Annotated in this window: 21 protein-coding genes; 6 read left to right on the top strand and 15 right to left on the bottom strand. The window is 72.7% G+C overall.

Annotated elements, in window-relative coordinates; all coding sequences use genetic code 11:
* Nucleotides 1-61: 61 nt before the first annotated feature.
* From AB0N63_RS20000 to solA, 4 genes are all read right to left on the bottom strand, one after another.
* A complete protein-coding gene (locus AB0N63_RS20000) occupies nucleotides 62-1,576 on the bottom strand; it encodes a hypothetical protein (RefSeq protein WP_365530313.1) in 1,515 nt (504 codons plus the stop codon).
* A 352-nt stretch (nucleotides 1,577-1,928) separates the two neighbouring features.
* Nucleotides 1,929-2,201, bottom strand: a complete 273-nt coding sequence (locus AB0N63_RS19995) for a hypothetical protein (protein ID WP_365530312.1) — start codon at nucleotides 2,199-2,201, stop codon at nucleotides 1,929-1,931.
* A gap of 614 nt (nucleotides 2,202-2,815) precedes the next feature.
* Complete coding sequence (locus AB0N63_RS19990) at nucleotides 2,816-3,409, bottom strand: DinB family protein (protein WP_365530311.1); 594 nt, start codon at nucleotides 3,407-3,409, stop codon at nucleotides 2,816-2,818.
* Between the two features lie 123 nt (nucleotides 3,410-3,532).
* Nucleotides 3,533-4,681, bottom strand: coding sequence for an N-methyl-L-tryptophan oxidase (gene solA / locus AB0N63_RS19985; protein WP_365530310.1), 1,149 nt, complete (start codon nucleotides 4,679-4,681; stop codon nucleotides 3,533-3,535).
* Between the two features lie 266 nt (nucleotides 4,682-4,947).
* Between solA and AB0N63_RS19980 the strand changes: the two genes are divergently transcribed.
* The gene (locus tag AB0N63_RS19980; RefSeq protein WP_365530309.1) at nucleotides 4,948-5,472 is read left to right on the top strand and encodes a hypothetical protein; all 525 of its coding nucleotides are present in this window, start codon (nucleotides 4,948-4,950) and stop codon (nucleotides 5,470-5,472) included.
* A 515-nt stretch (nucleotides 5,473-5,987) separates the two neighbouring features.
* Here AB0N63_RS19980 and AB0N63_RS19975 read toward each other — a convergent pair.
* Complete coding sequence (locus AB0N63_RS19975; RefSeq protein ID WP_365530308.1) at nucleotides 5,988-6,347, bottom strand: DoxX family protein; 360 nt, start codon at nucleotides 6,345-6,347, stop codon at nucleotides 5,988-5,990.
* 9 nt (nucleotides 6,348-6,356) lie between these two features.
* A complete protein-coding gene (locus AB0N63_RS19970; protein WP_365530354.1) occupies nucleotides 6,357-6,800 on the bottom strand; it encodes a cupin domain-containing protein in 444 nt (147 codons plus the stop codon).
* A gap of 326 nt (nucleotides 6,801-7,126) precedes the next feature.
* On the opposite strand from AB0N63_RS19970, the gene AB0N63_RS19965 reads away from it, so the two are divergent.
* The 3 genes from AB0N63_RS19965 to AB0N63_RS19955 all read left to right on the top strand — a co-directional run bounded on the left by AB0N63_RS19965 (nucleotide 7,127) and on the right by AB0N63_RS19955 (nucleotide 9,644).
* Entirely contained in the window at nucleotides 7,127-8,059 is a 933-nt protein-coding gene (locus AB0N63_RS19965; protein WP_365530307.1) for a restriction endonuclease, read from the top strand.
* A 381-nt stretch (nucleotides 8,060-8,440) separates the two neighbouring features.
* A complete protein-coding gene (locus AB0N63_RS19960; protein WP_365530306.1) occupies nucleotides 8,441-9,280 on the top strand; it encodes a nuclear transport factor 2 family protein in 840 nt (279 codons plus the stop codon).
* A gap of 157 nt (nucleotides 9,281-9,437) precedes the next feature.
* Nucleotides 9,438-9,644, top strand: coding sequence for a cold-shock protein (locus tag AB0N63_RS19955; RefSeq protein WP_365530305.1), 207 nt, complete (start codon nucleotides 9,438-9,440; stop codon nucleotides 9,642-9,644).
* Between the two features lie 184 nt (nucleotides 9,645-9,828).
* Here AB0N63_RS19955 and AB0N63_RS19950 read toward each other — a convergent pair whose 3' ends face one another.
* Nucleotides 9,829-10,416 (bottom strand): DUF6232 family protein, encoded by a 588-nt coding sequence (locus tag AB0N63_RS19950; protein WP_365530304.1) that lies wholly within the window; start codon nucleotides 10,414-10,416, stop codon nucleotides 9,829-9,831.
* Between the two features lie 292 nt (nucleotides 10,417-10,708).
* Here AB0N63_RS19950 and AB0N63_RS19945 point away from each other — a divergent pair, with 292 nt between their 5' ends.
* A complete protein-coding gene (locus AB0N63_RS19945) occupies nucleotides 10,709-11,245 on the top strand; it encodes a DUF3291 domain-containing protein (RefSeq protein WP_365530303.1) in 537 nt (178 codons plus the stop codon).
* A 356-nt stretch (nucleotides 11,246-11,601) separates the two neighbouring features.
* Here AB0N63_RS19945 and AB0N63_RS19940 read toward each other — a convergent pair whose 3' ends face one another.
* The 3 genes from AB0N63_RS19940 to AB0N63_RS19930 form a co-directional block, all read right to left on the bottom strand.
* A complete protein-coding gene (locus AB0N63_RS19940; protein WP_365530302.1) occupies nucleotides 11,602-11,976 on the bottom strand; it encodes a helix-turn-helix domain-containing protein in 375 nt (124 codons plus the stop codon).
* Nucleotides 11,977-12,227: 251 nt separating this feature from the next.
* The gene (locus AB0N63_RS19935; RefSeq protein WP_365530301.1) at nucleotides 12,228-12,695 is read right to left on the bottom strand and encodes a hypothetical protein; all 468 of its coding nucleotides are present in this window, start codon (nucleotides 12,693-12,695) and stop codon (nucleotides 12,228-12,230) included.
* Between the two features lie 189 nt (nucleotides 12,696-12,884).
* Nucleotides 12,885-13,496: a hypothetical protein gene (locus tag AB0N63_RS19930; protein ID WP_365530300.1), complete on the bottom strand. Its 612-nt coding sequence runs from the start codon at nucleotides 13,494-13,496 to the stop codon at nucleotides 12,885-12,887.
* 308 nt (nucleotides 13,497-13,804) lie between these two features.
* On the opposite strand from AB0N63_RS19930, the gene AB0N63_RS19925 reads away from it, so the two are divergent.
* A complete protein-coding gene (locus AB0N63_RS19925) occupies nucleotides 13,805-15,229 on the top strand; it encodes a helix-turn-helix domain-containing protein (protein ID WP_365530299.1) in 1,425 nt (474 codons plus the stop codon).
* Between the two features lie 72 nt (nucleotides 15,230-15,301).
* Here AB0N63_RS19925 and AB0N63_RS19920 read toward each other — a convergent pair whose 3' ends face one another.
* The 5 genes from AB0N63_RS19920 to AB0N63_RS19900 all read right to left on the bottom strand — a co-directional run bounded on the left by AB0N63_RS19920 (nucleotide 15,302) and on the right by AB0N63_RS19900 (nucleotide 21,175).
* Nucleotides 15,302-15,583, bottom strand: a complete 282-nt coding sequence (locus AB0N63_RS19920; RefSeq protein ID WP_365530298.1) for a hypothetical protein — start codon at nucleotides 15,581-15,583, stop codon at nucleotides 15,302-15,304.
* A gap of 1,181 nt (nucleotides 15,584-16,764) precedes the next feature.
* Complete coding sequence (locus AB0N63_RS19915) at nucleotides 16,765-17,610, bottom strand: carbohydrate ABC transporter permease (protein WP_365530297.1); 846 nt, start codon at nucleotides 17,608-17,610, stop codon at nucleotides 16,765-16,767.
* A complete protein-coding gene (locus AB0N63_RS19910) occupies nucleotides 17,607-18,569 on the bottom strand; it encodes a sugar ABC transporter permease (protein WP_365530296.1) in 963 nt (320 codons plus the stop codon). Before AB0N63_RS19910 ends, AB0N63_RS19915 begins: the two co-directional genes overlap by 4 nt.
* Nucleotides 18,566-19,879, bottom strand: coding sequence for an extracellular solute-binding protein (locus tag AB0N63_RS19905; protein ID WP_365530295.1), 1,314 nt, complete (start codon nucleotides 19,877-19,879; stop codon nucleotides 18,566-18,568). The genes AB0N63_RS19910 and AB0N63_RS19905 overlap by 4 nt, the downstream gene beginning before the upstream one ends.
* Before the next feature lie 273 nt (nucleotides 19,880-20,152).
* On the bottom strand, nucleotides 20,153-21,175 hold the full coding sequence (locus AB0N63_RS19900; RefSeq protein ID WP_365530294.1) for a LacI family DNA-binding transcriptional regulator: 1,023 nt from the start codon (nucleotides 21,173-21,175) through the stop codon (nucleotides 20,153-20,155).
* Nucleotides 21,176-21,266: the final 91 nt, after the last annotated feature.

Raw genomic sequence — 21,266 nt, 5'->3', positions numbered from 1 at the left:
CCGTCGGTCCGCGAGCCGGCGGCCGGCGCCCCGCCGCCCGTGCGGGGCGGCGGGCCCGGGGTCACCAGGGGAGCACGCGGCGCACGAAGACGTCGTAGTCGCCGTTGGTGTCGCCCGGGTACCCGAACGCGCCGTCCGGCCCCGAGACCACCACCGAAGCGCCGTGCGCGTCGGCGCCGGTGACGGTACCGGCCTCGTCCGTGGCCGCCTGCCCGAGGTCGAACAGCGTCTGGGTGCGTCCGGTCCGCAGGTCGCGGCGGAAGACGTCCTGCCGCCCGTCGGTGTCGCCGGGGACCAGATGGTCCGACGAGGAGACGAAGTAGGCCCAGCGGCCGTCACCGCTCGTGACGATCTCCGTGTCCTCGCCGTTGCCGTCCTCACCGGCGGCGGTCCGGCTCACCTGGTCGGTCGTCCCGGTCTCCAGGTCGTGGACGTAGGCGATGTAGCGATGCCGGAGCAAGCCGCCGGAGGGCGCCCCGGGACGCGTGTCGATCTCCCAGCCGATGAAGGCGACGCGCCGTCCGTCCGGGGTGATCCGGCCGTCGGGGGTGCCCAGCAGGCGGTCCGGGCCCTGGCTGCCGGGCCGGACGCGGCCGGTGCGCAGGTCGTACACGTACATCGGGTACAGGGTCGGTTTGAGGATCGAGGCGTCGGCGTCCCCGGCCCCGTGGGGGCTCCCGGTGGGGTCGTCGTCGGCGCGCCACTTCGCGTTCTCGCCGGTCCCCACGCTCTTCTCGGGCTCCTGCGGCATGTCGCCGGGGTCGTCGGGGGCCTCCGCCAGGCCGAGATCGCGGGAGACGAAGGCGACGCGCTGCCCGTCGGCGCTGATGGTGGCCGACCGGGAGGGCTGGTCGGGGACGGCGCCGTCGCGGGTGACGCTGGCCAGCCGGGTGACGCCGGTGCCGCGGTCGAGGACGTAGACGTTCTGGCGGCCCCTCTCGCCGCCGGGGAGGTCCACCTTGCGCGTGGAGGAGAAGGCTATGTACCGCCCGTCCCGGCTGATGGCCGGGTCGAACCCGCCGCCCTCCGGGCCCGCGGTCGCCCGCACGGTGCGCCTCGTGACCCGGTCGAACACGAACACGTCGCTCCGGTCGTCGGTGTCGTCCGCCACCAGCCCGGGTTCGTCCGAACCGAAGGCCACGTAACGGCCGTCGGCGCTGAGCGACATGCCGAGGAACCCGGCGGTGAGCTGCTTGCCGTGGTCCCCCACGGAGACCCGCTGGACGCGTCCGGTCCAGGTGTCCCGGACGAACGCGTCCTCGATGCCGTTGGTGTCCCCCGGTACGAGGTCGCCGGCCGCCGAGGCGAACAGCACGAACCGACCGTCCTCGCTCACACCGCCGCCCCACGACGGCGCGTCGAGCTGGGTGCCGCCCGGCCCGTAGGTCACCCGCTGGGTGAGCCCGGGCACCGTCAAAACCGCTGACGCGCCCGGTTCGGCGGCCGCGGGCGCGACCGCGGCCGCGCCCAGGAGGGCCGCGGCGGCCAGTCCCCCGGCGCCGCGCACCGCCCGCCGGAAGGCCGGCCGGCGCCTGCCCGTGTCCCCGCCCGTCCCACGCACCGCTCCTCCGGCCATGGCCGTCCCCTCCTCGTCTCCCCTGACGCACACACGGTCGCGGCCGACCGTCCGGTGTCGGCGGCGGGCGCGCGCAGCAGAGCAAACCCTCCCCCGGTCAACCGGTCAACGGCGCCACCGCGGCGGGGACGACAACGCGCCAGGGGGAAGCCCGGCCTCCGCCGTGCGGCTGCCGGCTCAGCAGCGGGGCGGGGCCGGCACGGTCGTCCGGTCGGTCGTCGAGCGCGGCGAAGGCGTGCCCCCTTTCCGGGCCTGTCGCGCCCGCCCGGCGAGGACCAGGCCGAGCCCGTCGCGGGTGCCCCGCCCCGCCGCGGCCCATCGGCACTCCGCGGAGGCGAGGCGGTCGGGGCCGTCAGGGGGCGTCACCAGTCCAGTCCCAGCGGTCAGGGGTGCCGGGGCGCGGGGCGTACAGGGCCCGGCCGCCGGCGCCGTACCGTCCCAGCTCGGTCCGGAGAGCGACGCTGGTGTCGGTCTCGTCCCGCGTCCAGCCGGTGATGTCGAGGAGCAGGCCGTCCAGCGGCCCGCCGACCAGTTCGGCGTAGCGCCGGTCGGGTCGCGGGCCTGGCCGGTCGTGGTCGGCGCCGTAGACCCGGCGGCGTAGCAGTTGCTCGTCATCACGGTCCATCCGTCCAGCCTGACAGCCGCCACTGACAGCCGGGTCCGGTCGCGTCGGTCGCGGAAGCGAAGCGGGGGCCCGGTTCCGCGACCGGTGACGTCCGTCCTTGGGTGCCGCTGGGAACTCGCCGGGAAAGCCTGCCGGGCGCAGGCCGTGAGGGATCAGGCGGCGTACGCCGGCAAGCACGCGTCCACCGCCGCCTCCGCCGGGCGGTGCGGGGCGGTGGCGGGCAGGGCCCGGGTACCCCGGTGCCGAACGGGGCCTCGTACGGAGGTGTCCGCACCCCTGCGCCGACCATGCGTCGGCGGCCGCCGCCGGGGGGCCTGCACCGGCGGTGTCGTCGCCTCCGGCTCCCTCGTGGGCGAAGGCCCCGGCCCGCGGTGGACGCCCTCCCGGCCCGGCTGTGCGTGGGATTCGGGGCAGAAGCGGGCGAACAGCGTGCCCACCTGCGCCACTTGAGCCGTGCCCAGCCATCCCGCCCTGCCGGGCACGGCCGTGGGACCAGGCGCGGTCGTGGGAGCGGTGGCCGACTCAGGCAGGAACCTTGATCGGGCACTCCGTCGACCGCGGCCCGCGCTCCTGCCCCGCCGCGGAGTCGGCGGCGGCGCTGTGGCGGCCCGGAGTCACACGTCCCGGCCGGCTTCCCGAGCCACGCCCTCCAGTCGGCTGCGATGCTTCTCCCACCACGCCGCGTCGCCCGGCGCCATGCCGTCGTTGCCCTTGTTCACCCCGACGGCCCCGTCCACGAGTTCCCGGAGGATGTCGGCGTGCCCGGCATGCCGGTGCGTGTCCGCGATCACGCGTGTCACGGCGTGGTGCAACGTCACCTCGTCCCTGTCGTCGGGCCACCAGGGCACCCTGCCGACGGTGTCCAGCGCCAGTGCGTCGATCGTCGCGTCCGCGTGCGCCCACGCCCGTCGGTAGAACTCCACGATGTACGCGCGTGACTCGTCGGCGGTGGCCCACATGTCACCGTTCGGTTCGGCGCCGTCTTCGAGCCAGGGCAGCCGCTCGCCGGACGGCCGTCCGAAGGTGTCACCGAGGTAGCCGAGTTCCACGCCGGTCACATGCTTCACCAAGCCGAGGAGGTTGGTACCGGTCGGGGTCAGCGGGCGCCGGACGTCGTACTCCGGGAGCCCTTCGAGCTTCCACAGCAGGGCGTCGCGGGCGGACTGGAGGTAGTAGCGGAGGTCGGCTTTGGGGTCCGGTGCGGTCATGGGGCCAGTCTGCCGCTCGCGCGATCTTCGCTCACCGCCTTTTCTCCGCTCGCGCCGAACGGGGATCGACCGACTCGGCCGCGAACCCGCGGGACCGGGCCCGCTGTGAGCGGCCCCGCCGGCCTACCGAGTGAAGCGGCCGAGTGCGAAGGGTGCGAGGTCGAGGGTGGTGGCGCCGTCCGTGACCAGTTCGGCGAGCGCCTCACCGATCGCCGCGGAGTGCTTGAAGCCGTGGCCGGAGCAAGGGGAGGCGATGAGCACGCGCTCACGGCCAGGCAAGCGGTCGATGACGAACGCCTTGTCCGGCGTCACGGTGTACATGCACACCTCGGAGCGCGCGGCGCGGGTGGACAGACCCGGCAACCGGCCGCTGATCACGGCCCGGTGGAAGCCGGCCGCCTCCTCCGCGGTGACGGCCCGGTCCAGCGCGTCCGGGTCGGCGGCGCGGTGGTCGAGCTGTCCGGTGGCCACCTTCACCGTCGCGCCGTCGACGGAGGGGAAGCCGTAGAAGTAGTCGTCCGCCCGGCCCACCCCGTTCCAGATGAACGCGGGGAAGGACCCGGGGGAGAAGTCCTGCCCGGCACCCTCGATCCCGAACCAGTGCAGGACCTGGCGGTAGACACCGAAGAGCCGGGCCAGGCGGGGATCGTCCAGCAGGCCCGCCAGCCAGCCTCCCGCGCACAGCACGACCTGGTCGGCCGTGTACGTGGCCGCGTCGGTCCGGACGGTGACGGCCGACGCCGAGGCCTCGACCCCCAGGACCCGCTCCCCGCGGTGCAGCCGCGCACCGTACCGCTCCGCCAGGTCCAGTTGGGCGCTGATCGCCGCCTCGGGACGGACGAAGCCGCCGCCGGGTTCCAGCAGACCCACCCGGGTGTCCGCCACGCGGAACTGCGGATACCGCTCCCGCAGCGCGGCGGCGTCCAGCAGCTCGTAGTCGATGCCGTGGGCGGCTGCCGCACGCTCGTGGACGGCGAACACCTCCGGGCCGGCGGCCTGGTCGGCCAGGGTCAGCACACCGCATGCGGTGAGCACCGACGCACCGCTGTCCGCCTCGACACGCCGCCACCATTCGTGGGAGCGGACCGCCAGCGGCGCGTACTCGGCGCCCTCCAGGGTCAGCCGACGGGTGATCCGCGTCTCGCCGTGGCTGGAACCGAAGGTGTGCGGTGGGCTGTGGCGGTCGATGCCGAGCACGTCGACCCCGCGCCGGGCGAGTTGGTGCGCCGTGGCACTGCCCATCGCCCCCAGACCGACCACGATCACATCCATACCTGCTCCTGGGGTCGGCGTCCTGCCTGGTGGCCAGCCTACACAGCGGGGCGGTCCCCCCGGCCGTCCGGGGCGCCGCGGCTCCTGGCGAGCCCCCCGACGGCGGCGAGGAGAACAGCGGCGCACACAAGGGGAAGGCGTTGTCCCACTTCACCGACTGAACCTCAACAGTCACTCAAATCCCTTACCAGGCACAGGATCCGGCCAACAGAATGAAGATGTTCCTGACAACCCATTGGATTCGGGGGATATACGTGAAGCGTGTCATGAGCGTTGCGCTCTCCACCGCTCTGCTGAGCGCCGGGGCGGTGGCGGTCTCCGCCACACCCGCCGCAGCCGGTGCCGCGTGCGACTCGTCGCCGATCTACTCGATCGGCGACAAGAAGACCGTCTGGCGCGCGACCAACGTGCACAGCGACTGGGCGAAGCCGGGTGTGACGATCAGCTACGCGAAGAACAAGACCGGCTCGTGGACGGCCACCGGCACCGCCACGGTCGGCACCGAGGCGGGCGCCATCTTCGCCAAGGCGTCGGCCTCGTTCAGCGTCTCCGTCGGCAAGACCTGGTCGAAGTCGGACACCTGGACGTACGCCGCCACGGTCAAGAAGCAGCAGGGCAAGAGCCGGGGCCGCCTGATGATGTACCACGAGGCCAAGGGCTTCAGCGTCACCAAGTACCGCATGGAGCCGAAGTTCGGCGGCGGCTGCAAGAAGGTGAAGCTCTGGAAGAAGTCCGGCAACATCGCCCCGGTCAAGCGGAACAACAACCTGTGGGGCATCCAGTACGCGTGACCCGGCGCGCGGACCGGCCGGCGCACCGTCGGACCGGCGCAGGGTGACGGCGCGCGGACGCCGCGGTGACCGGTCACGCCGGCCCTGACGGCCGGGTGGTCGGGCACCTCCGCCGTGACGGTCGGGCCATGACGCACGGCCAGGACCCGGCGTGCAGCCCGCCTCGTCCTGTCGACACCCCCTTCGGCTCAGGCCGGAGGGGGTGTCCTCGTCGCCGTCGCACTGCGCTCGAACGGCGCGGGCAGGACGCATGTCCGGCGCAGGGTCAGGCGCCGGGACTGTCGAGGGCCGGGTGGGCGTTCTCGGAGTCGATCCCGTGGACCCCGGTGAGAACGGCCGTCAGCCGACCGGACACCGGCGGCGAACCGGTCGCGTCCCCGAGGTTCCCTCGCCGGTGAGGTGGTGGGAACCGGAGCACAGCGCTTCACCCTCGAACGCATCGCGCCCCGTTGCGGTGCCGGGGAGGACTCGGCCGGTCCGGTACGTCGCGTCCACCGGTCCAGGGCTGTGCCCGGTCACAGCCGGACGGCCGGCCGGATGGTCACGGCCGCGGCGACGACGAGCACGGCGTTGAGCGTGATGCGGCGGTCCCCGCCCCTCAGATGGACGGCGATCGCGGCGGCCTGCTGGAGGACGAAGCCGATGGCCGCGGCCGGTGCCGACGAGGGAGCGATGCCGGTCAGCGGCGGCAGGACCAGACCGGTCGCGCCGAGTGTCCCCACCGCCCCCAGCGCCCTGAGGGCGGGCAGGGGCATGTGGTCGACCCAGGCCATCATCGGCCGGAGCCGATCGCGACTGCGGATCGTCTTCAGCGTGCCCGCGTAGAAGTAGAAGAGCGTGAGCGGTCCCGCGACGATCCAGTAGGCGATGTTCATGGTTTCCGTTCAGGGGAGGTCGGTGGCGGGCTCGGTCGCGTAGCGGCTCATCGCGTCGATGCCGGCCTGCGGCGTGAGCGTCCGGCCGGCGGCGAGCACCTCCTGGAGGTCCCGGAAGTACTGCACGTACAGGTCGGGGGTGAAGGTGCTGAGCATGACGGCGGGTCGGTCGGTCAGGTTGGCGAAGGTGTGCGGGGTGCCGGGCGGGACCATGACGAGTGTTCCGGTGGTGGCGTCGTGTTCCTCGTCCCCGACGGTGAACCGCACCGTGCCGGAGAGGATGTAGAAGCCCTCGTCGTGCCGGGCGTGGCGGTGTTGCGGCGGTCCCTGGGTATGCGGGGCGAGGACGGATTCGGCGATCGCGAGGCGGTGTCCGGTGTGGCTGCCGTCCTCCAGGACGCGCATGCGCGTGGTGCCCAGCACGATCGTCTCGCCGTCGCCGGCCCCCACCACCGACACGGCGGGGCGGGGGTGCGGCTCGTTGGTCTTCGCTTCTGCCCGACGGCAGTTCGGCGTGGACTGTGGGGACGGCGGGGGCAGGGGGCTCGGCGGCGGCGTCCGGGGCGGTGCACTGGGCGGCATCGAGATGCTGGGGGAAACCGGCGACCTGCTGGCGCACGGGTAACTTCGCAACACGTTGGAGAGTACGCCGCGCGGGCATGGCGGAGCGGGCACCGGCCGGCGGGCGGAACCCACGCACCACGCCGGCACCGACGGCCTGCCCCGGACTCCCGCACCGGCCCCGCGCGACCGCGGCGGGCTCACGTCAGCGATACTCCATGGCTGTGACGAGCGAAAACACCTCGGCGGTCAGAACGCCACAGCCTCCGGCCGGCCGCCAGATCCAGTCCTGGCAGGAGGCCGAGCACAACGCCGCCGCCTGGATGCGGCACTGGGGGTACGAGGACGCCCGGGCCCGGCCGGGCGGCAGCGACGGCGGAGTCGACGTGCGTTCGCGCCGGGCGCTCGGGCAGGTCAAGTACCAGGGAGCCGCGGTGGGGCGGCCCGAGTTGCAGCGCCTGTTCGGCGCCCGCGGCCGGGCGATGGACAAGGACCTGCTCTTCTTCACCGGCAGCAGCTACGCCGCCACCGCGGTCGAGTACGCCGCCGAGAACGGCATCGCGCTGTTCGTCTACGGCCTGGACGGTTCCATGAGCGCGGTGAACGCCCTCGCCCGTCGCATCGCCGCGGCTCCGGCTCCGGCTCCGGCTCCATCGTCTCCCGCGACACCGGGGCAGGTCGCCGCCCCCGCGATCCTCGTCGCGTCCGTGCGGAAGAGCCGGCCCGGCAAGGGCCGGATCGCGCTGGGTCTCGCCCTGACCGCCGTCGCGGTGTTCATTCCCGGCGACGCCGGCTTCGACCCCCGTCCGAACCGGGCCCTGGTGACGCTGCTGATGCTCGTCGTCCCCGCGCTCCTGATCGTCTCGGGCGTCCGGGAGAGATTCCGCCGCCGCTACTGGCCGACCGGCCTGGGCCTGCTCCTCGTCGACCTGCCGGTGGCCTGGCTCACCAACGCCCGGCTGTGGCACGGAGACGCCACCGAGGTCCTGGTGCTCGCGACGCTCACCGCGCTGTCCCTCACATCCGCCACCCTGCTGATCCGCTGGAACAGCCGCGGCACGGCCACCCCGCCGGGCGAGCCGACACCCGGGCGTCGCGCTTCCACGGGGGAGGTACTGATGGGCGATCAGGGTACGAGCGACCATCGCTGACCTGTTGTTCTTCCTCCCGGGCGACCCCTGCCGGGCATCCGCTGCATCTCACCTCCGAGGTGAAGAGTCCTCGACGTACCGGTTCCTCTTCGACCGTAGGGTGAGATCGCCGTACTTGACTCCACATGCATCCAACCGGGGGAGGATTTCGTCGGTCTCGAAGGACACGGGCTTGTCCTGGCCGGCGAGCACCACGGTTTTCCCGCTGAGGCCGGCCTCAGTTGTGCGCCAGCCAGACCAAGCGTCCGCCTCGAAGTTCTTCACGCCGACGCAGACCAGGACGAGACCGACCGGGCCGGCATGGCTGGTTCACGGTCGGCACCCCGTGAGCGACTTGTAGAGTGGGGTGACGGTTTTCCTGCGTAGCGGCGAGGGTGGACGATGCAGCTGACGTCTGCACAGGCATTCCATCACCGGTGGTGCGCGGCGCTGGCCGCCCAGGACACGGCCGCGTTGGGTGAGCTCTACCATCCCGACGCGGTGCAGTTGTCGGTGGGCACCGGCCGCACGCTGCTCGGTGCGGAAGCGATCGCGGCCGGCTTCGCGGAGTTCTTCGGCATCGCAGGCGCTGTCACCACGACAGGAGTCGAGAATTTCATCGATCTCGGCACTTCGTTCGTCGCGGAGTCCACGCGGTCGACCGGCTTTGCGCAGGCCACGTCCTACGACGTCTTCGCCCTTGACGGCGGCCGCGCCCGCTTCCACGCCGGTGGCTCGATCTTCCCACGCTCGCCCGCCGCGTTACCGGCCCAGGATCCCGCCGCCCCGGGTCAGGCGTTTTTCCGCCGGCTCTGGGACGCCATCAGCATGCAGGACGCCGCGACGCTCACGAGTCTCTACGCCCCCGACGCCGTGCACGCCTCCGTGGCCGGCACCATGCGCGGCGGCCAGGTGATCACGGACAGCCTCCGGCAGCGCTGGCGGCAGGTCGGCCCTCCGCAGCTCAGGAGCTTGTCATGCTTCGTCGAGGGCCCGGACGCGCTCGCGGTCGAAGGCATCGCGAACCTCGGCTTCGGCCCAGATGTGCGGCTCGACGTGGAATTTTACGAAGTCTGGCTGCTGCACCAGGGCCGGGCGGTGTTCGTCACCAACGGCCTGATCAACCCGCGTCCGGCCGAGCTGCGCCAAGGTCTTCGGCATTACGCTGACCACCAGATCCGCAACATTCAGACCGTCGCCCAAGGCCTGGCCAATCTCCACGCCCCCCGGTATTGGTACTAGTTGGTGATGCCGATCTCGCGGTCAGTACAGCGGAGCTTGGCTGGAACCGCCGCCGCGCGCGGAGGAAGATGTTTCAGCGGCACACGGTGACGGGCACTGACGTCACGCTGTTTGGCCTCCCGGCCACAGCAGCCACCTGGCTTTCCTTGGAGGGGACATGGCTACCGGCACGGTGAAGTGGTTCGACGACGCGAAGGGCTTCGGTCTCATCATCCCGGATGAGACCGGCGAGGAACTCCCCGTTCATTACAGTGAGATCCGAGTGGACGACGGCTTCAGGTCACTCGCGGAGAACCAGAAAGTCCAGTTCGAGATCAGGACCGGCCCCAAGGGCGCACAGGCTGTCAACGTCGTGCCGCTGTAGCTCCGGCACTACGCCCCAGACAGCGCCCGGTGCTTCTGTGTCGAGCCGAGACGGCGCGGCAACAATGCCCCCAGCCAACGCACCAACCGCCCCACCGGTTGCATGACGACCTCAGCGTCCGACTCCGTACCGGCCGTTATGCCGGGGAGGCCCTTGGGCCGGCCGAAGTCGGCGGTGACGCCGCTCACTTCTTCAGCATTCCCGTGTTGCCCAGGCCGCCGTACATGTTGACCTTGTCACCGTAGTGGTACTCGCTGCGGTTGAACTGGACGCTCTGCACCCGCAGATGAAGTTCCTTCTCCGGATTCTCGACGGCCTCCACGATGGCGCCGACGAGCCCTCGCAGCTCCTCCCGGTCCGGCAGGGTGACCAGCGCGCTCGCGGCGCCGGACGTGTCGACGGCCAGCGCGTACTTGCTCGCCGACGTCAGCACCTTGAGGAACCAAGCGAACAGGGCGACCACCGCCACGAGGCTCACGCCCCGCACCCCCGGCTGTGCGTTCGCCACCCAGAGCGCGAGGACGCTCCCGATCGCGAAGTAGCAGAACGCCTGCAGGCGTTTGGGTCTGAACTCGGCGGTGTAGACCCGCACGATGTTCTGCACCGGGTACGCGGCATCGCCCAACCACAGCAGCCGCTTGCTCACCCGCAGATCGACCGTCTTGCCCTCCGGCGGCACCGGCGGCATCGACGGCGGCCCCCAGGTCCCCTTCGTCTCCACAAATCCCCCGTACGCCGTGCGGCCCATGACCGTACAGAGACCATTAGGCATCTCCGACTCCCTTTTGGAAAGGGGAACGCCGCACCGGATCGAGCCCGGCGGGATGGTGTCGGACGCCGGGAACATCCGCCACCGGACCGCGTCCGGTGCGAGCGTCACCGTCGTCCCCGAATTCCCGCGACCGCTCACCCAAGGGGCCACGTGTACAGGGAAAACGCAACTTCGACAGGGTCCGCGGAGGCGGTTATCGTCATGCCCGCATTCGGCGACACCCACAGTCGCGGAGGGTTTCAAGACCGTCGGGGGATTCCCCGTCAGGCTCCTTTCGGCCAAGAAGAGACGTATGCCCCACCTCGCTCTGTACACCTTCGGTTCCCTCAAGGCGCCCCTCGCCGATCCCGCGCCTCTGGTGCGCGAGTTCCACGACAGCTCCGGGGACGTCTACGGGCACATCGGCCGGCATCCGGGACACATCGCTCACGCCGAACCGGCGGAGGGGGAGGGCGGCACGCACTTCGACCTGGGCTGGGGGGAATGGGGTGAGTTCGCCGTACCGGCCTGGTACGACAAGGGCCGCACCCCGGAGACCATCGCCCTGGCCGCGACCCTCTCGGTCTGGAGCGACCTGCGCCCCGCCTTCGGCGCCGTCCACACCGGTCCGCACCGCGTGGCGCTCAACAGGCGTCACGACTGGTTCGAGCGGACGGAACACCCGAGCCACGTGTGCTGGTGGGTCGCCGACGGCGTGACACCCACCTGGCGGGAGGGGGTCTCCCGGCTGGAGCACCTCCACGCGTCCGGCCCGGCGCCGTACGCCTTCACCTTCCACCACTCGTTCGCCCCGGACGGAACACCGGCGAGCTCGAAGACCCCCGGTTGACGCTCCGCCGGAGGCGGAGTCGGCCGGCTCCGTCCGCTCGCCGCCCGGACGGGGCGGCCCTCACCTTCGGGGCCTTCGTGCGGCCGTCATCCCCGGGAAGAGGGCGCCGAGACCGGCGAGCGAGCACGGTGGCGACGGCACTGCCCGCCGCCGCACCCTCTGGCCGGTGAACGCCAGATGATCGGCTCCCAGGAGAACGTCCTGAGCACCCCGCGCCGGCCCGTACCGAGGAACACGGCGAAGGACGCACCGGTGGCGCCTGCCGGACCGAGCGGGCGGTGCGGCCGGCGACGACGTCCCACGTCCGGGCCGGGTCATGCACGCCCCGCGTCACGCCCGGCCCGAGTCGCGACCGCTCACCGGCCGGTCTGTGCGCTCGGGCGATGGGTGAAGGCGTCCCGGTAGGCGGCCGGGGTCATGCCGAGGTGACGGCTCATGTGCTGGCGGAGCGACTCGCCGGAGCCGAGGCCGCTGCGGCGGGCGACGTGGTCGACGGTGAGATCGGTGGTCTCCAGCAGCTCGCGGGCCCGCAGCAGCCGTTGCTGGAGCAGCCACCGGAACGGGGTCACACCGGTCTCCGCCGTGAAGCGGCGGGTCAGGGTCCGCACACTGACTCCGGCGCGTCGGGCCAGGTCGGGCAGGGAGATCGGCCGGTCCAGGTGCCGCAGCCGGGCGCGGCCGGCGGACCGGGGCCAGTCCCGGTCCGCCGGCCGCGGGGGGACAGCGACCACGCGCCGGCGGACGGCGACCGGGCGCACCACACGCCGGAAGACGCCGGTGACACGGCCGGCCGCCGCCCGGGCCGGCCGGTCGGTCGTCGCCCATGTGGGCCGGTTCCTCACTCGGCGCCAGGCGGTGGCACGGGCTTCGGCTCGGCACGACGGTCCCGTCGGCCAGGCCGCGCCCGGCCCCGCCCTCCCGACCGGTCCGCGACCGTCACCGAACCTCCGGCCCGGAGCCGGGGGAGGAACCGGCCGGGCCGTCACTTGGCGCCGATGCCCTTCTCGGCGATGCGGTAGATCCTCCGGGTGTCACGGGCCATGTCGACCACCAGTTCGGTCGTGCTGGACCTGCTCCAGGTGAGGGTGATCACGGCCTCGGTGTGGCCGGTGGTGCTGCCGTTGCCGGTGACCTTCCAGGCGAGCGGGACGTTCTGGGCGCGCAGGACGCCGTCGGCGTGGTTCTTCTCCTCCCAGGCGGTCAGTTCCTTCTGGAAGCCGGCGGTGAGGTAGTGGCTGCGGAGGGCCTCTCCGAGGCCACCGCTGTCCTCGTCGGTCACCGCGTCGATGTAGGCGCCGTAGAAGTCGGCGATGCGGGTGATGTCGTCGGACGGCTTGCCGCTGACGCTGCGCGGGGTACCGGCGGAGGCCTGGGCGGTGGCGCCGAGTCCGAGAGCGACGGCGAGGACGCCGGCGGCGAGGGCGGTGCGGGTGCGGGTCTTGCTGCTCATGTCTGTTCCCCGTTTCGAGTGATCCGTGGTCGGATGGTCATATGGCTGCATCGCCATGCGGGCGGGTGGTCGTGTGGCCGGGTTGGGCTGGGGCCGGGTTGGGCTGAGGACGCGCTGCGGTGTGACCGTCGGTACCGGGTGGCGGCCCTCCCGACCCCCGTCGGCGGGAGGGCCGCCCTCGGCCCACCGTCAGTGGAGCCTGTTCACGGCCCTGACGGTCGTCCTCTCGAAGGCCGTCACCGGAGCGCCGTCGAAGCCGCCGAGCTGCGCCCAGTTCACGACCGTGACGGTCCGGCCGTCCCGGCCGACCGCCAGCAGGCGGACGTCGTTCGCGCCCCACGAGGTCTCGGTGTGGACGCCGTAGACATGGGCGCCCTCCTCGACGGGCAGCTCGCCGTAGTCCTCGCCGGTGGCCTCCGTGTCCGGGTCCTGCCGCTCGATGCGGGCCGGGCAGGACGCGAAGTCCCTGTTCAGCCGCGAGGTCAGCTGCTGCGCCGAACGGACGTCGGGCAGGACCACGGTGATCTGCCGGGCGTTCGTGTCCAGGTCGGTCCGGAAGTCGCGGTGCCAGGCGGGCTCTTGGCCGGGCAGCGCCCGCAGACAGGTGTCCTGGGCCGTCCCCTCCGGTACGCCTGCGGTGACCTTGCCGGCGGTCCAGGACGAGGTGGGGTGCGCCGGCAGGTCCGCGGCGTCGAGGAAGCCGGGCGCCCGCGGAGCGGCGGTGGCCGGTGTGGAGAGCGCCACGGTGAGAGCCGTGACGGCGACCGCGAGGACCGCGCCTGCTGGTGTGCACTTGGGCATGGGTGTCCCCCCGTGGGTGAATGCGGTGAACGCATGGAACCGGTTGTGGTCGCGGATGCGGTCCGCGGTGCTTGCGTGTCGGGTGCCGCCCGACGCCGGCCGGCCCGCGCCGGCCGGCCGGTACGAAGCGGCCGTTGCGCCCGGCCGGGTGGGGCCCGGCCGGTGCGACACCACGAGCATCGGCGGTCACCGGCGGCCGGCGCAACGGCCGGCGGCCTCTTGCCGGGGGTGGAACCATCCCAGCTCATCTGACGTGCAGGTATACGAGTGCCTGGGACACGGGGACGCGAGCGGACGACGGGGGAACGGTGTCGACTCGAGACGATGTCGAGGAGTTCGCGGCGCTGCTGCGTCAGTTGAAGGACCGCACGGACCGGAGCTACGGCTCCCTGGCCCGCCGCCTCAACATGAACACCTCCACGCTGCACCGGTACTGCGCGGGCGAGGCGGTGCCGCAGGACTTCGCGCCGGTGGAACGGCTCGCGGCCTTCTGCCGGGCGACACCGCAGGAACGGCTCGAACTGCACCGGCTCTGGCTGTCCGCAGTGGCGGTCCGGCAGCGGGGGCGTACGGCGGGTTCGGCGGAGGCGGCGGCACGGACGGAGGCGAAGTCGGCGGCGGAGGCGAAGTCGGCGGCGGAGGCGGCGATTCCGGCGCCGGACGCGGACAGGGACGGGGCACGCACCGAGGAGAACGGCTCAGCGGACGGAACACCCGCCCGGCGAGGCAGCTCCGCCGACCGGCCCGAGGGCGACGGTCACGCCCGGAGGGCGCCCGCCCCGACCGCCGCTCCCCGCCCCTGGTACCGCCGCCGGCGGGTCCTGGCGTCGGCGGGCGTCGCCTGCGCGCTGCTCGCCACGCTGGGCATCGCCTCCGCCCTCTCGGACGGCCGTTCGTCGCAGGCGGGCGCCGCCCGCTCCACGGGCCCGGGGACGACCGACCCGTACGCACCTCACCGTGCGGCGAAGCCGTCCGCCGCCGACTCCGCCTCCCCTCCGCCGGGCTCCGCCCCAGCCGGCTCCCGGCGGAAGACGCCCGCCCTTCCCTCCACTCTTCCCTCCACCCGCGGCGCCCCCGCCCCGTCCGGGAAGAGCCCGGTCGCCGGCCCGCCCCTCACATGGAGCGCCGACTCCCAGGTGTGGGCCATGGGCTGCGGTCACGACTACGTCATCGACAAGCCGCCCGCGCAGGTGCCTCCGCCACCGTTGCAGCAGGACGCCGGGGTCTGGTCGGCGGCGCAGGGCGCGGTGCACGGGCGGCAGACGATGGTCCGGATCTCGGTGCAGGGGCGGTCGTCGACGGCCGTGGTCCTGGAGGCGCTCCGCGTCCGCGTCGTCAGCCGCGGCGAGCCGGTGGCCGGGAACGCGTACGCCATGGACCAGGGGTGCGGCGGCGAGCTGACGCCCCGTCGCTTCACCGTGGACCTCGATGTCGACCGCCCCATCGCCCGCCCCGAAGACGGCGCCGACAGCCGACGCACCCTCCCGGCCGTGCACTTCCCGTACCGCGTCTCCGCCCAGGATCCGGAGGTGCTGCTGGTCGACGCGTCGACACAGGCCTACGACGCCCGCTGGTACCTGGAACTCGACTGGTCCTGCCAGGGCCGTACCGGGACGATCCGTATCGACGACCACGGCCGCCCCTTCCGCACCACCGGCATCGAGGGGACGCCGCGCTACTGGTACGGCACCGACGACTCGGGCGAACGCGCCTGGGTCCCCTACGGCGGATAGGGCTCGGCACGGCGGACAGGGCTCGGCGCCTCGCCGGCGGCGTGGCCCGGCCGGCCGGCGCGCGCGCACTCGTCAGTCGTGGTTGCCGTCGCGGGCCTGGCGGGCCGCTTCCGCACGCTGCTTCCTGAAGTAGTCGGCCTTCCGCTGTGCCGCACGCCGGCGTCGTGCCTCCTCGTCCTGCTGCCGCCTGGCCGCGTCCTGTCTGCTCCCGGCCGCCGCCGCGGCCGACGGGCTCCTCAGCGCGCCGCTTCTCGTCAGCAGCGCCACTCCCGCGGCCACGGCCGCGCTCGCCAGACCGGCCAGTGTCAACAGCTTCGCGCCCTTCACCCTTGCCCACCCCGCAGTTCGGGACATCGTCCGCTCCTCGCTGTCCGTTCCACGGTAGCCGCGGGGAGGGCCCGCGCAGGAGGATCTCGGTGCGCTCGTCCGCCGTGCCCGCGCTGCGTCAGTCGCTGAGGGCGGATCCCGCCCAGGTGCAGTGGACGGTCGCCGGTCACTCGCCGGCCCTCGGTCTCGTGCTGGTGCCGGGCGGCAGCCTCGGTGACGCCCACGGGCGTCGAGGTCCCTTCGTCGCCGGCTGTCGGCCTTCGTGCTCTTCGGCGCCGTCGCCGCCACCGCCGCACGCCCGGATCTGGTGATCGCCGCACGGCTGGTCCGGGGCCGGGGCGGGGCTGGTCAACGCCCGGGTCATCGGCGCTCTCCAGGACGTCTTCCACGGTCGGGACCGGGCACGGGCGCTGGGGCTGTACGCCGCCACGGGCAGTGCCGCCGCGGCGCCCGGCCCCTCGCTCGGTGGGGCCCCGGGCGCGCGGCCCCCGGTCCCGAACCGGGCCGGCGGCTGGGCAAGCCCCTGACGCCCGCGGACGGAAGCCGTGCGCCATTACGCCGTAATAACGCGGTAGGCCAGCGGCGTTGGGGGGGCGACCGTCCCAACAGGGCGCGCACGGGGCACCGTCGCGGCGCGCCCCGGGCCGTCAGCGCGCGTACCCGCAGCGCTGCCGGGCGCGCCCTCGGCGCCGTTCATGCGGGTGACACCAGGCGTTGCGGCCCGTAACACCGGGCGAGGAGAATCCCCGTCATGGCGCGGCACACCCGGGCCCGGCGGAAGGCCCTCGGGAGCTGGGCTGCGCCGCACCCCGGCCCGCACGTCCCGAACGCCGAGGCCGGACTCGGCCACGGGACGGCCTGTGCCGAAAGTGACGCCGTGCCGCCGCCGAGGCCTGCTTCACGCTGCCGGAGCGGATCAGGCGCGGCACGCACTCGAGAAGGGTCTCGACGCGGGCTGGGAGTACCACCGTCAGGTGCGCCCTTCCCCCGGCCTTCCGGACGAGAAGAAGTCCTACCGGCCCGCCCGCCCGCACATCGCGGGTCTGTGGCCGGACGGGGACGAACTCGCCGGGTTCCGCGCCACTTTGCCGGCGCACGCCGCGCAGCCTCCCGTCGGGGCGCCGGCCCCGGCACGGCGGTCGCGGCCGACGCGCCGCGCCGGAAGCCGTGCCGGAACACAGACCGGGAACGAACGCCCTGAGTTCGCGTCAGTCCTTCACCGCTCCCCCGAGGCCGGAGACGAGTCGCCGTTGTACGAGCACGAAGAAGACCAGCACCGGGACCGTCATCACGGTGGACGCGGCCATCACCCCGCCCCAGTCGGGATCGTCCGGCTTGTAGAAGACCAGCAGCGCCATCGGCAGCGTGGACTGGGAGGTGTCGCTGATGATGAACGACTTCGCGAACAGGAAGTCGTTCCAGGCCGAGATGAAGGAGAACACGCTGGTCGCCACGAGTCCCGGGAAGACCAGGGGGAACAGGATCCGCCACAGGAAACGGGACCGGCTCGCCCCGTCGAGGGCGGCGGCCTCCTCCAGGGCCTCCGGTACGGCCTTGACGAAGCCCCGCAGCATCCAGATCGCGAACGGCAGTGAGAAGGCGATGTGCGGCAGGATCAGCGAACCGAGGGTGTTCAGCTGGCCGAAGTCCCGCATCAGGAAGAACAGCGGGATGGTGAGCGCCTCCACGGGCACCATCTGGGCCACCAGGAACATGATCAGCAAGGTGGTGCGGAACCGGAAGCGGAACCGGGTGACGGCGGTCGCCGCCAGGAACGCGATCAGCCCGGAGACGATCACCACGGCGCCCGCGACGACGAGGCTGTTGAGGAAGTAGCGCCCGAACTCCTGCTGCCCGAAGACCCGTCGGAACGAGTCCAGCGAGGGGGAGGTCGTCCAGGGCCGCGGCTCGGCCGACTCGATCTCCCCGGCGGGTCTGAAGGCGCTCAGCACCATCCAGTACAGCGGGAAGGCGACCACGGCCGCGACCAGCAGCGCCGACGCCTCGGCCGCGAGCCGCCCCGGCCGGCGCACCCGGAGGCGTGCGGGGCTCACAGCTCCTCCCCTCGGCGGCGCAGCAGCCGCAGGTAGACGAGTGTCACGGCGAGCAGGATCAGCAGCATCACGACGCCGATCGCGGAGCCGAGGCCGTACTGCGAGGACGCGAACGCCTTCTGGTAGGCGTAGACGTTGAGGACGAGGTTCTGCCCCGCGATACCGCCGCCGTTGGTCATGACGTAGATCTGGGTGAAGACCTTGAAGTCCCAGATGACCGACTGGACGGTGACGACGACCAGGATGGGCCGCAGCATCGGGGCGAGCACCGAGCGCCAGGTCCGCCACTGGGAGGCGCCGTCCAGCGCGGCGGCCTCCAGCACCTGACCGGGTACGGCGCGGATGCCGGCGTAGACGGTGACCATGACGAACGGGAAGGAGCACCAGACCACTTCGAGCAGGACGAGGAGGAAGGCGCTGTAGCGTCCGTACGTCCAGGAGTGGTCGCCGAGTCCGAGGACCCGGTTGACGGGCCCGAAGTCGGCGTCGAACAGCAGCAGCCAGACCGTGGAGCCGGTGACCGCGGGGGTGGCCCAGGCGCCGAGGGCGGCGAGCATCAGCGCGAGGCGGGGCACGGCGCGCACCCGGGTGAGCAGGACGGCGAGGGCGCAGCCGACGGCGAGCGTACCGAGCACGCAGGCGGTGGCGAACACGACGGTGGCCAGCAGGACGTGCCAGAACTGGTCGTCCCCGAACAGTTCGGCGTAGTTGCCGAGGCCCTGGAAGGTGGTCGGCCGGCCACCGCTGACCTGGGCCTGGGTGTACTTCAGGAGGGAGATCAGGCCGAGTTGGCAGACGGGGTAGACGAGCAGGGCGCCGAGGACGACGAGAGCGGGGGCGAGATACAGCCAGGGGGCGGCGGTGCGCCCGGAGGCGAGGGGGGACGAGCGCGGCCGGCCGCGGACGGCTCGCGGCCGCTCGCGCACCGCGCCGCGCGGGGTCGTGGGCGTCGCGGTCATCCGACGGCGCCGAACGCGTCGTTCATCTTCTTCGCCGCGTCGCGGGCGGCCGCCGTGACGTCCTTCTTGCCGCTGACGATCTCCTGGAACATGGTCGGCAGCACCTGCGCGGAGTCGATCTGGGCCCACGCGGGGGTGGCCGGCACGAACCGGGTGCCGGCCGCGAGGGTGTCGACGAAGGGCTTCTCGAACGGCTCCTTCGCGGCGGTCTCGGCGCGCACGTCGGTGAAGGTCGGCAGGAAGCCCATCGCGTCGAACATCTCGCCCTGGCTCTTCTTCGAGGTGAGCCGTTTCATCAGGTCGACGGCGAGGGTGCGGTGCGCGGTGCTCCTGAGGACGCCGATGTTGTTGCCGCCGGCGAAGGCCGGTGCGACCGAGCCGGGTGTGACGCCGGGCAGCGGCACGACCGCGTACTTGCCCCTGACCTGGCCGGCCTCCACCGCCTGGTGGCTGAAGTCGCCTCCGATGGCCATGGCGGCCTTGCCGGCGGCGAAGGCGGTGACGGTGTCGTTTCCGGTCATCCCGGCGCACTTCGCGGCGGGGCAGTTGTCGTCGCCGAACAGGGACGTGTACGCCTCGATGCCCTTGCGGGCGGCGGGGGTGTCGATCGCGGCGGTGTAGGAGCCGCCCTCGGCGGTGGCGAGTGCGCCGCCGCCGGCCCAGATGAACGGCATGGCGCCGTAGGTGTAGGCGCCGCCGACGGCGAGGCCGTAGAGGCCGGGTTCGGCGGCGCGGATCTTCCGTGCGGCGGCGGCGAGTTCGGTCATGGTCCTCGGCGGTGCGAGGTGCAGTTTCCGGAAGAGGTCGGTGCGGTAGTACAGGGCGCGGACGCCGACGAAGTAGGGGGCGCCGTAGATCTTGCCGGCCACGGTGACCGAGGTGCGGGCGGTGGGGTCGGTGTCCTTGGCCTCGTCCCAGGCGGTGAACTCGGCGGTCACGTCGGCGAGTCCGCCGTCCTCGACATAGCCGGCGGTGTCGGTGTTGCCGTACTCGACGACGTCGGGGGCGCTCTTCGGGTCGTTGAAGGCGGCCTTGATCCGCTGGGCGCGGGTCTCCACGGGGATGTACTCGACGGTGACCCGCACGCCTTCGTGAGCTGCGCGGAAGCCGGCGAGGACCTGGTCGACCACCTGTTCCTTGGGTTTGTTGTCGACCTCCTGAAACAGCCACACACGCAGCGTGCCGGTCCTCTCGTCCTTGCCGGCGGAGGAGTTGTCGGACGTCTGCGGAGCGCAGGCGGTGGCGGTGACGACGGCCGCGGCCAGCATCAGGGCCAGTCGTCGGCCCGGGTGTCTTGCGGAGAGCTTCATGAGCGATCCTCCGGTCAAGGTGTTGCAGCATATGCAATGAAGGTTTTGCCCTGCACAACACCACGGAGGCTAGGTACTCGGCGAACACGCCGACAAGAGGTCTCAACCACTCTGTGACCGTCGCACGCACCCCGTGCAACGCGGTTCGACACAAAGGCGCTTGAAGCACGGCAAACCCGTTGCGGAGCAGCGCGACGGGACGTCGGGGCGCGGGTCGGCGGCCGTCCGTCAGGCCGTGGCCCAGGTTCCGGGCGGGACGACCGCCCCGTGTCGTCACACGTCCCGGGCCGGGCAGGTGCTCCCCCGGATCTCCAGCCGGTGGGGCACCACCACGTCCTGGGGCGGCACCTGGGACGCGGGGCTGTGGATGCGGTCCGCCAGGCACTGCAGGGCGCGTTCGGCGATCTGCTTCTTGTCGGGCACCACCGTGGTCAGCGGCGGGTGGGCGTAGCGGCCGTCCTCGATGCCGTCGAACCCGACGAGGGCCAGGTCCTCGGGGACGCGCAGCCCTCGTTCGCGCGCCACGTGGAGCGCGCCGAGCGCGAGTTCGTCGCTGAAGGCGAAGACGGCGTCGGGCCGCGCGCCGGAGTCGAGCAGCGCGGTCATGGCCTCGGCCCCGTCCCGGCGGTGCAGGGACCGCACCGGCCGCCGCAGCGCCTCCTCCGGCTCCAGTCCGGCGCGCCGCACTGCCCGCAGGTAGCCTTCCAGCCGCTGGTGGGCCGTCCCGTTGTGCAGATGGGGTTGCAGGCCGATCGCCGCGATGCGCCGGCGTCCGGTCCGCAGCAGATGGGTCGTCGCCTCGTCGGCCGCGAGGACGCTGTCGACCGCCACCCGGTCCGCGAGCCCCGGCGCGGGCTGCTCGCCGAGGAGGACCAGCGGCAGGTCGCGGGCGCGGGCGGTCAGCTCCTCCGGGCGCAGCGACCACGGACTGATGACGAGCCCGTCGACCACCCGGCCTCCGGTGCCTTCCAGCAGCCGGCGCTCCGCCTCGCCGTCGCCGTACGTCTGGTCGATGGCCACCGTCCAGGAACGCTGCCGAGCCGCCTCGACGATCAGTCCGGCCAGTTCCCCGAAGTAGGGCGAGTGCAGCTCGGGAATGACGAGGCCGATCAGGCCGGTGCGGCCGGCGCGCAGGTTGCGGGCGGCCAGGTTGGGCCGGTAGCCCAGCTCGTCCAGCGCGGCCTGGACGCGGGCCCGGGTCTCCGCGGCGACCGGCCCGGTGCCGCTGACGACGTTGGAGACGGTGCGGATCGACACCCCGGCCAGGGCCGCGACGTCCTTCAGACGACTGCTCACGGCCGCCATCCTGGCACGGTCGGCGGCAGCGGGACAAAGACCGCGGGAAAGGGGCGGTGACAGGTGTTGCAACGTTGCATGCATCGCTGCG

The sequence above is a fragment of the Streptomyces sp. NPDC093260 genome, from assembly GCF_040683715.1.
Taxonomy (GTDB): Bacteria; Actinomycetota; Actinomycetes; order Streptomycetales; family Streptomycetaceae; genus Streptomyces; species Streptomyces sennicomposti.
Note: the sequence above shows the minus strand (reverse complement) of the source record. Positions and strands in the feature narration are given on the sequence as shown.